The sequence below is a fragment of the Litorivivens sp. genome, from assembly GCF_041625495.1.
Lineage (GTDB): Bacteria > Pseudomonadota > Gammaproteobacteria > Pseudomonadales > Spongiibacteraceae > Litorivivens.
This window is the reverse complement of the sequence record NZ_JBFJTH010000150.1, coordinates 1-9,069: the sequence shown is the minus strand read 5'-3', so window position 1 is coordinate 9,069 and position 9,069 is coordinate 1. Positions and strand designations below refer to the sequence as shown.

The following is a 9,069-nucleotide window of genomic DNA, read 5'->3' as shown; positions in this document are numbered from 1 at the left end:
TTTCGGTCAACCATCTCTCAGCGCGCGCCCGAAAGGGTCATCAGCGCGTCGAAAACGGTCAAAAATAACCAATATATCGTTATAAAACAGCATGTTAATAACTTTGACATCGCTTTTCTTCCAGCCTATTTTCAGCCATTGAGCTGCACCGTCCAGACAATAACAACCGAAAAAGGAGACAGCGATGCGAAGCATTGTTCTCGCACTCTCGGCCGGCATCATCCTCACCGCCAGCCTTGCTCAAGCCCAATCCCACTGCCCCGGAGCGTCCTATCTTGCCACCAGTTGTCGCGATGGCGTCTGCCGCACCGACGCGGGTGAAAACCCGACCAACTGCCCGGAAGATTGCGCCGACAAGGGCACCCAGTTAATGGCCTACTACACTCAGGCCGCAACCTGCCCGCCCACCAACATTTATGAACCCGGCTCGGTGAGCGAACTGCAAGACACAATTCGCACGATTGCCAGTAATGGGCGCAAGGTAAAACCTGCAGGCACCAGCCACTCCGCCACAGACATTATCTGCGCCGACAACAATGGCGATGTGGTGCGCTCCAAAAACCTGAAGAACATTGGCCCGGTGCAGGCCTTTGAGAATCACACCCACACGGTGGAAGTTGAATCCGGTGTTAAGTTTGAAGAACTTCAGGAACACTTGCACAGCGAGGGCTACAGCCACGGCCTAGCAAGTACTGGCTACGGCGGCATCTCCATCGGCGGCGCAGTCGCCACTGGCGCCCACGGCTCATCCTTGCTCGGCTCATCCACCATCAGCTCCTACGTGGTGGCGCTGGACGTGGTCGGTCCGGACGGCAACATCACCCGCTACAGTGAAGGAACCACTGGCCAGAGCAACCCAACTCTTTGGAAGGCCTTGAAAACCAATCTGGGCCTGTTGGGGTTCGTCGCTCGAGTCCGGCTCAAGCTGGAACCCCAGTTCAATATGAACATGAAGGTGAAATACACCACCGAGAACGCCTTTGTAAATTCACCCACGGGCGTAGCAGATACCGTCGCTGGTTGTGACTACGTATTCCTTAACTGGTTTCCGGGCCAAGATACGGTGCAATATTTGTGCGGCACTCGCACCGCGAACCCGGTCGACAGCCCATACGCCCAAAACCGTCTGTTTACTCCAGACGTATCCCAATCTGAATCCGACTTTGCAGCCAACGGTCTGCAACTGGCCATGTGCGACGACAACCTCAAATGCGATATCGAAGCGCGTCGTATTAATGATTATCAAAGCGCTCCACCTTTGGTCATAGCGCAGAACGCCACCCCCGCTGCCGAAGCCGTGTCCCGGCACACCGACCTGACCGGTTACTCTCACCGCATGATCACCCTGCAGTCACAGGTGTTCCACCGCAAGAACCCCGAGTTCTCACAATTGGAATACGAAGGCGCCATGCCCATGAGTCAAATTCAAGCGGCGGTGCAATATCTGAAATCGGTCTACGACCGCGAAGATGTTTGTCAGCCTTTGATTGGCACTATTATGCGCTTTGATCGCGCCGACGATGGCTTGCTGATTTCTGCCAACCACGCCCGCCCCGGCATCGCCGCTGGCGAGCAGATGGTGCATCTGGAGTTTGTGGAATTCTGGGGATACGGTCTAGACGATGGCGGCTTGGAACGTTGGGTAAGTACGCCCTACACGGAAGTGATCAAGCACCTGGTAGACAACTACAACTACTGGCCGCACTGGGGTAAAAACGACGAATGGGTCTTCACTCATCCGTCAGTGATGGCGCGTAATGCCAGCGAGCGGAGCCAGTTCAATCAGGCCATCGCCCAGCTTGACCCCTTTGGGGTATTTTCCACCACCGCCACCCGCCGCAACGGTTTTAGCTCGCCTCAGGAAGGGCAGGATTTCGCCGCCCACTACTATGGTAATTGCGCCAGTCAGGATAGCGACGGCGACGGTATCAGCGACTGCACAGACCGCAAACCCAACGAGTTCTCAGGCATGTATATGCGCATCGACGATGATGGTGTGGGCAGCGGCACCTGCAATGTAGCCGACAGCTGGAACGAAATGCGCAGTAACTTCGGCGCGGATCAGCAGCAGAATATGCGCGCCGGATGGGACTACGACACCAAGAATCACTCGTACCACGCCAGCTCCTACAACTGGGATCCGGCCTGGCCCAATAGCGGCGGCCGCTCTTGGGAAGTCATGATGTCAGCCGAATTTACCGCTGATGCGGCAGGCCGCTACTGCTTCAGTCAGGACAATGGCTCCACCGGCACGGGTATCGCTCAAGGCTGGAATGCCTGCGCACAGGTATGGGTAAACAAGAATATCGTTTCTGAAGTGGGGCACGACAGCGCCCTGCTGCGGCAGGGCTGCGTAGACTTGGCCACCAACCAGACCATTCGGCTTGACCTCTACAACCGCCACCACAACGCCAACCTGTCGCGCAGCTTTATTTCCAGGCCGCGCTGGTGTTTCGGTGGGCAGAGCGATTGCACGCCCGATCGAAAATTCGAACAGAACCAGCTCAAGGCCATTTCTTACGAGAACCTGCCTCAGTAGCTGCCCCACAGAGAAAGCCTCTTGCGGCAGGGCTAACCTGCCGCTTTTTCTTCCAGTCTTTCCTTTACGAACCCGCCAAATCTCCTTACCAAACCGACACTTATTCTCTGCGCCGGGCTACGGTAAGATACCCCCTCTCAAATAATCACCGACAACTCACCACGTTTCATCACTAGTAAGGTCGCCCGTGCTACGAAAACTGGTCAATCTTGTTTTTGCTCTGCTGATTCTCGCTGGCGCCGGCCTGGTCGCCCAGCAACTGATCGACAGCCGTGAACCGCTGCATTCAAAACCCCGCACAAGTGAAGGGCCCTTGGTTCAGGTACACACCATCGACCGGAACGGCGCCGATATCACGCTGAATTCCCACGGTACGGTACAGACGAAAACAGCCCTACAACTCACCAGTGATGTCGCCGGGCGTGTTACCTGGGTGAACCCCGAGCTGATGACGGGCGTTATTCTCGCTGCGGACACCGTGGTTGCCCGCGTTGACAAAACGCAATACGAAGTTGCCCTGGCACAGGCCAACCTGGCCCTGCGCGAAGCCGAATTGTCACTGGCAGATGCGCACACCCGATTTAAAACCCACAGCCCGCGGCACCCGCAAATCCGCCGCGCCGAAGCGCAGGTTACCGCCGCCAACGCCCAGATAAAGAAAGCTGAGACAGACCTCAAACGCACCGACATTACCTTACCCGTGAAGGCGCTGGTCGCCAGCAAACAGATCGCCCTGGGGCAATATGTAGCCCCCGGCAGCGTGCTTGCCAACCTGCAGGCAGTGGACAGCGTGGAAATTGCACTGCCCATTTCACAGGCGGAGCTTGAGCTGTTACGCAGCGCGTCATCTCCTGTCGTTCGGCTAACTTCCGTAAAGGGTGACAGCCAATGGGAGGCGCAACTTGCGCGGGTGAACCAGCAACTGGATCAGGCAACCCGCGTAGCCTATGCGGTAGCTGAGGTTACCTCACCGTACGAACAAACGCCGCCGCTGCGCATTGGCCAGTTTGTAGAAGCCCATATACAGGGCATATCTCTCGACGACGTTTTTCGCCTGCCTACCACCGCTATTTTTGAAAACCGCTTTGTGTACCGCTTGGTAAACGACAACCGTCTGCAACGGGTCAACGTCAATATTCTTCGCCAGGATGCCCGCAGCGTCGTGGCCCAGGGCAACCTCGCGGTTAACGATCAGCTTGTGCTTAGCCGTCTCGACATCATGACCGACGGCATGCAGGTGCGGGTGGATCGCACACCATGAGCTATAACGATCGTCGTAGCGGCGCCATCGGCTGGATGGCCCGCAATCCGGTAGCCGCCAATCTGTTGATGGCGGTGGTGATGATTGCCGGTCTGATTTCCCTGTTTGAACTGCGCAAGGAAGTATTTCCCACCTTCCCCACGGAAATGATCCGCATTACCGTGCCCTACCCCGGCAGTTCACCCGGCGAAGTGGAAGAGGGTATTCTGATCAAAATTGAAGAAGCCCTGCAGGACATGGAAGGCATTGAGGAGATGACCTCTGAGGCACGGGAAAACGTCGGCACCGTGTTGGTACAGATGTATCCGAACACCGATATGGCCCCCGCCTTGAACGACGTCACGTCCCGCGTAAACGCCATTTCTTCCTTTCCCGCCGAGGCAGAAAAGCCGGTAATCGAAGAAATTCTGGCGAAAGTACAAACCATCAATCTGAGCGTTGCAGGCAAAAACCTGAGTGAACACGAGCTCAAAGCCCTGGCAGAACAGGTTCGCGAAGATCTGCTGGCCAGCGGCGCCATTACCCAGATTGATCTGGTAGGCGTGCGTGACTATGAAGTAGCGATTGAGCTTTCTGATACCACCCTGCGCCAGTACGGCCTCACCTTTGATCAGGTCGTGAGCCTGATACGCAGCAAATCGAATAATCTACCCGGCGGCAATTTGCGCACCGACAGTGGCACCATCACCCTGCGCTCACAGGGTCAGGCCTACGGTGGCGACGACTACCGCCAGCTTCCGTTGATTACTCGCCCAGACGGTACACGCCTGTTACTCGGCGATATCGCCAATGTTCGCGATGGTTTCAGTGAGCAGCCCATCCTTAGTCGCCTCAACGGCGAAAGTGGGGCCCGTCTCACGATTTACAGCATGGGCTCCCAGAACGCGCTCAAAATCAGCGAAGTGGTGAAAAGTTATGTGGCGGAAAAGCAGGCCAGTCTGCCCGACGGCGTATCACTCAACGCCTGGTTCGACAACTCCCACATTCTCAAGGGGCGGATAGATCTGCTGCTGAAAAACGCAGCTCAAGGTGGCCTGTTAGTACTGATCGCCCTGAGCCTGTTTTTGCGACTGAGTATGGCATTCTGGGTATTGATTGGTGTGCCGTTCAGCTTTCTCGGCGCCATGTGGATGATGGGCCTGCCCATGTTCGATTATTCGATCAATGTGCTTTCACTGTTTGGGTTTTTGCTGGTGCTCGGCATTGTTGTAGACGACGCCATTGTCACCGGCGAGAGTGGCTATACCTACCTGGAGCGTGAAAAGCAGGGGCTGGACAGTATCGTGCACGGGGTTAAACGGGTATCCGTGGCGACAATCTTCGGGGTAATCACCACCATGATTGCCTTCACACCCATGCTGACAATGACCTCCGATATGGGCCGTTTCGGCTCCAATATTGCTTTCGTGGTGATTGCCTGTCTGTTTTTCTCGCTGGTGGAAACAAAACTGATACTGCCAACGCACTTGCGACATATCGACGTACACAAGGAACGGCGCGGCCCAATTGCGGCGATACAAAACGGTTTTGACCGCATGCTGAAAGGCTTTATCTACCACGTTTACCGGCCCGTACTGCAGTGGTTGCTCGCCTACCGCTATATTGCGCTGGCGATGTTTATCGCCAGCTTTATGATCGTGCTGAGCATGATCCCGGCGGGTCTGGTGCGCTTTGTCTTCTTTCCGGATATTCCCTCAGACGAAATCCGCATTGTGCTGCGACTGCCCCCCAGCGCGCCCTATCAGCTCACTCACAGCTACGCACTTCAGGTGGAACAGGCCGCCGTCAGAGTAAACGAACGCTACCGCCAAGAGACTGGCGACTCACGGCCGGTCATTGCTGATCTGGAAGTCCTCAGCGAAAGCGACGATCGCGCTGAAATCTGGGCCGCATTGATACCCTCCGAGGAACGCGATATCAATTCCGTCACCTTGGCCAAGTGGTGGCGCGAATCGATTGGCCCACTGCCCGGCATCAAGGAGCTGAGTTTTGATGCCAAAGCCGGCCCTGGCGGCGGCATTGATCTTGATGTCGCATTGGAGTCTGACGATCTCACCGAGCTGCAATGGGCCGCCACAGACCTGAAACAGGCCCTGCAGGAAATCGAGGGGGTATTCGACATACGCGACACCTTCGGTGCCGGGGCGCCCGAGGTGGACATTCGCATCAAACCTGCCGGTGAGTTACTGGGGCTCGGACAGGCCGAAATTGCGCGTCAGGTACGACAGGCGTTCTTTGGTGCGGAAATACAGCGTTTTCAGCGTGGCCGTCACGAGGTTCGCGTGTATGCCCGTCTACCCATAGCAGAGCGCGACACCCTTCAGACCCTGGAACAGCTGTGGATCAATCTGCCCAATGGCGAACGGGTGCCCTTTAGCGAAGTGGCTGAAGCAAAATATTCTTCAGGTATATCCAGTATTAAACGCGTCGACCGGCAGCGAGTGGTCAATATCCAGACTGGCATCGACAAAGCCACGATTGAACCCGACGACGTGGTTCGCATCTTAAGCAGCGAGATCTTGCCACGCCTTAAAGAAAAGCATCCATCCATCAACTACCGCTTCGCCGGCCAGGTGGAAGAGCAGCAGCAGGATACGCGCGAACTGAAAATCCAGGGCGGCCTGGTGTTGCTGATGATTTTTGCTGCACTCGCCATACCGCTTAAGTCTTACGTGCAACCGCTGTTTATTATGTCAGCCATCCCCTTTGCTGTGGTTGGCGCGATCATCGGCCATTGGCTCACCGGCAATGCATTCAGTTTTCTATCCATTGTCGGCGTGCTGGCATTAGCCGGTGTCGTGGTAAACGACTCCCTGGTGTTGGTGGACTACATCAATCAGAAAGTGGAAGAAGGCACTGAAAAACTATCAGCGGTGGTCGAGGCCGGGCAAGCTCGCTTCCGCGCTGTTATTCTCACCTCGCTGACCACATTCCTAGGCTTGTTGCCCATTCAACTGGAAACGTCCATACAGGCGCAGTTTATAATCCCTATGGCCGTATCGGTTGGCTTCGGCATCCTTTTTGCCACAGGTGTTACCCTATTTCTTGTACCCATTTTGTTTTATGTCGCCAATGACCTAAAGCGCCTTCTCACCGGCAATCTTTCCAACACGCAAACCGAAGCTGAGAAGATTGGATAATGCAGGTACACCGGGTAAAAACGCGGCTGGTTAATAGCTACGTTGTGGAATATACGGACAAACTGCTGGTTGTTGATGTTGCCGTTGATTGCGAACGGCAGGTATTGGGTTTTATCGAGCAGGAACTGAAGCGTCCGGTCAGCGATGTAAACCTGGTTTGCTGCACCCACGACGATCCGGACCATATAGGCGGAGTTAACGAGCTGGCCCGGCTTACCGGCGCCGACGTTGGGATTCCCCACGCCGCACAGGTGCGCTGGAAGAAATGGCTAAATGACCCGGCAGGTCCGGTGGTACGTTTTGGCACCGGAATTCGGGAAGCCATGCGCGCCAGATCCTGGCAGATGTACACCAATTCTGAGCGCGACCGCGCAGCGCTGCGACAAGCCCGCTACGGCGGCGACTATGTCGACCAGGAGATCGGCACACATCGACTCAGACATCAGCAAAAATTGCCGGAGTTTGGCGACTGGCGACTGCTTCACACCCCTGGACACACTTGGGACAGTTGCTGCTTTTACCACCCCGGCCAAGGAATACTGCTCAGTGGTGATACCCTGCTGGGCAGCCAGAAACTGGATCGCTTGGTGGTGCCCTCTATCTATTCCAATCCCCGGCAGATGAAGGCCACACTCCGGCAATTACAGAAATTGCAGATACAGGCCGTATACCCCGGCCATGGCAGCCCGCAGTTTGGCGAGCAACTGATAGAAAACGCCAGATAAGCTCAGTCCATGACGCCCGCGCCGTGGGGCAGCGACAGTATCCACAACCCCGCTGTGGTAAATCCCACCATCATCACCAACATCGGCAACTGGCTTACGATCGCTGCACGCCTATCCGCAAAAATCTGCAGCGCCTGCCGGTGAGCCAGATATACACTGATGATATGCCCTATCAGAATCAGGGCGACCTGAGTATGCCAAACCACATTCATATCCGGGATGCTGGACACCGGCATGCGCGCGGTACCAAACAGGTTCCAGCCCAGCGCAAAGGGATCTGACACCAGGCGGATCAATTGGGCCCCCTGCACCTGCAACAGCGTAAAGTAATGGGTTACATGGTAGGCCAGTGCAATGGGCAACAAGCTATAGGCAAACCAGCAACCGAACTCAGCGAGCGAATGCTGTGACCGAGAGATTATTCTCGCCAGCGCAATAAACAGGATATAGCCCACCAGGCAAAACAGCGGGATCAACAGCAAGGCCAGTGTCTGATAGACCAGATACAGTTTCTGAATGGTCGTAAACGGAACCGGTGGCGCGTTGCCGTAGAGGGGAATCAGCACCCAGAGATAGAGATGCTTCCAGAACGCACCAATCCACAACGCTGTTTCGTGAAGACCATCAAAAGCGGTAGATGCCAGCACAAACAGAATAAACACCAGCAAACTGAAGGGCACAGGACGCTGCTGAATCAAGTCACTGAAAGGTCGTCGCCATTGCAGATATACGTCGCCATCAGCAGAATCGGTGATCACCTGCAGCGGCGCCACCTTAGCGATCACGCGCAGAAAAACGGAAAAGAATTCACCATATGCAAACCAGTAGGTCTTGCCGAAGACCACACACGCAGCCAGCGTAAAAAGCGCATAAATACACAGGGTAAGGGACAGGGAAAACGGCGCAGAACGACCAAACAACTCCAGCCAGATAAAACCCGCATACAGAACAAGCGCCGGCCAATAGGCCAGCTTTTCCGGCCAGACTAACTGCCCGGCAAAGCGCCCCGGCAATAATGCTTCAAGCCAATCCACCAAAATACGCCATGGATTCAACACCGCAAACCAGTTACCCGCCAGCGCGGTCAACCAGGTAAAGCCCAGGCAAAAAATCACCCAGAACAAGGTCATATTGATATTGCGGTAGGGGTGATTGCTGCCGACAAAACCCGCCACAATCGTAAACAGAAAAATTGCCACGCTCAACATGCGCAGCGCCGCCAGCACCCCCGGCGGTACTTTCCAGCGCCGATTTTTCTGCGAGATCAACGGCTGCGTTTGTGGCTCCGTCACAAAGTATCCAACCAGCAGAAAGGACACGATCAGCGCGGCGGCGGCGCCGTAGAGGTAGAGCCAAACCGGCACTGGCAGCGTATAGGTTTGACCGAAAGAATGGGCCTCGACA

Annotated in this window: 5 protein-coding genes; 4 read left to right on the top strand and 1 reads right to left on the bottom strand. The window is 55.6% G+C overall.

Features of this window, described 5'->3' with window-relative positions:
* Window positions 1-184 precede the first annotated feature (184 nt).
* The 4 genes from ABYP39_RS14840 (at window position 185) to ABYP39_RS14825 (ending at window position 7,665) form a co-directional block, all read left to right on the top strand.
* Window positions 185-2,539, top strand: a complete 2,355-nt coding sequence (locus ABYP39_RS14840) for an FAD-binding protein (protein WP_372783295.1) — start codon at window positions 185-187, stop codon at window positions 2,537-2,539.
* Window positions 2,540-2,726: 187 nt separating this feature from the next.
* Window positions 2,727-3,800 carry an efflux RND transporter periplasmic adaptor subunit gene (locus tag ABYP39_RS14835; protein WP_372783293.1) on the top strand — a complete coding sequence of 358 codons (1,074 nt, stop codon included), beginning with the start codon at window positions 2,727-2,729 and terminating at the stop codon, window positions 3,798-3,800.
* On the top strand, window positions 3,797-6,940 hold the full coding sequence (locus ABYP39_RS14830) for an efflux RND transporter permease subunit (protein ID WP_372748491.1): 3,144 nt from the start codon (window positions 3,797-3,799) through the stop codon (window positions 6,938-6,940). Before ABYP39_RS14835 ends, ABYP39_RS14830 begins: the two co-directional genes overlap by 4 nt.
* The gene (locus ABYP39_RS14825; protein WP_372759236.1) at window positions 6,940-7,665 is read left to right on the top strand and encodes an MBL fold metallo-hydrolase; all 726 of its coding nucleotides are present in this window, start codon (window positions 6,940-6,942) and stop codon (window positions 7,663-7,665) included. Before ABYP39_RS14830 ends, ABYP39_RS14825 begins: the two co-directional genes overlap by 1 nt.
* Before the next feature lie 2 nt (window positions 7,666-7,667).
* Here ABYP39_RS14825 and ABYP39_RS14820 read toward each other — a convergent pair.
* The coding region (locus ABYP39_RS14820; protein ID WP_372783291.1) for a hypothetical protein at window positions 7,668-9,069 on the bottom strand (1,402 nt) is incomplete at its 5' end.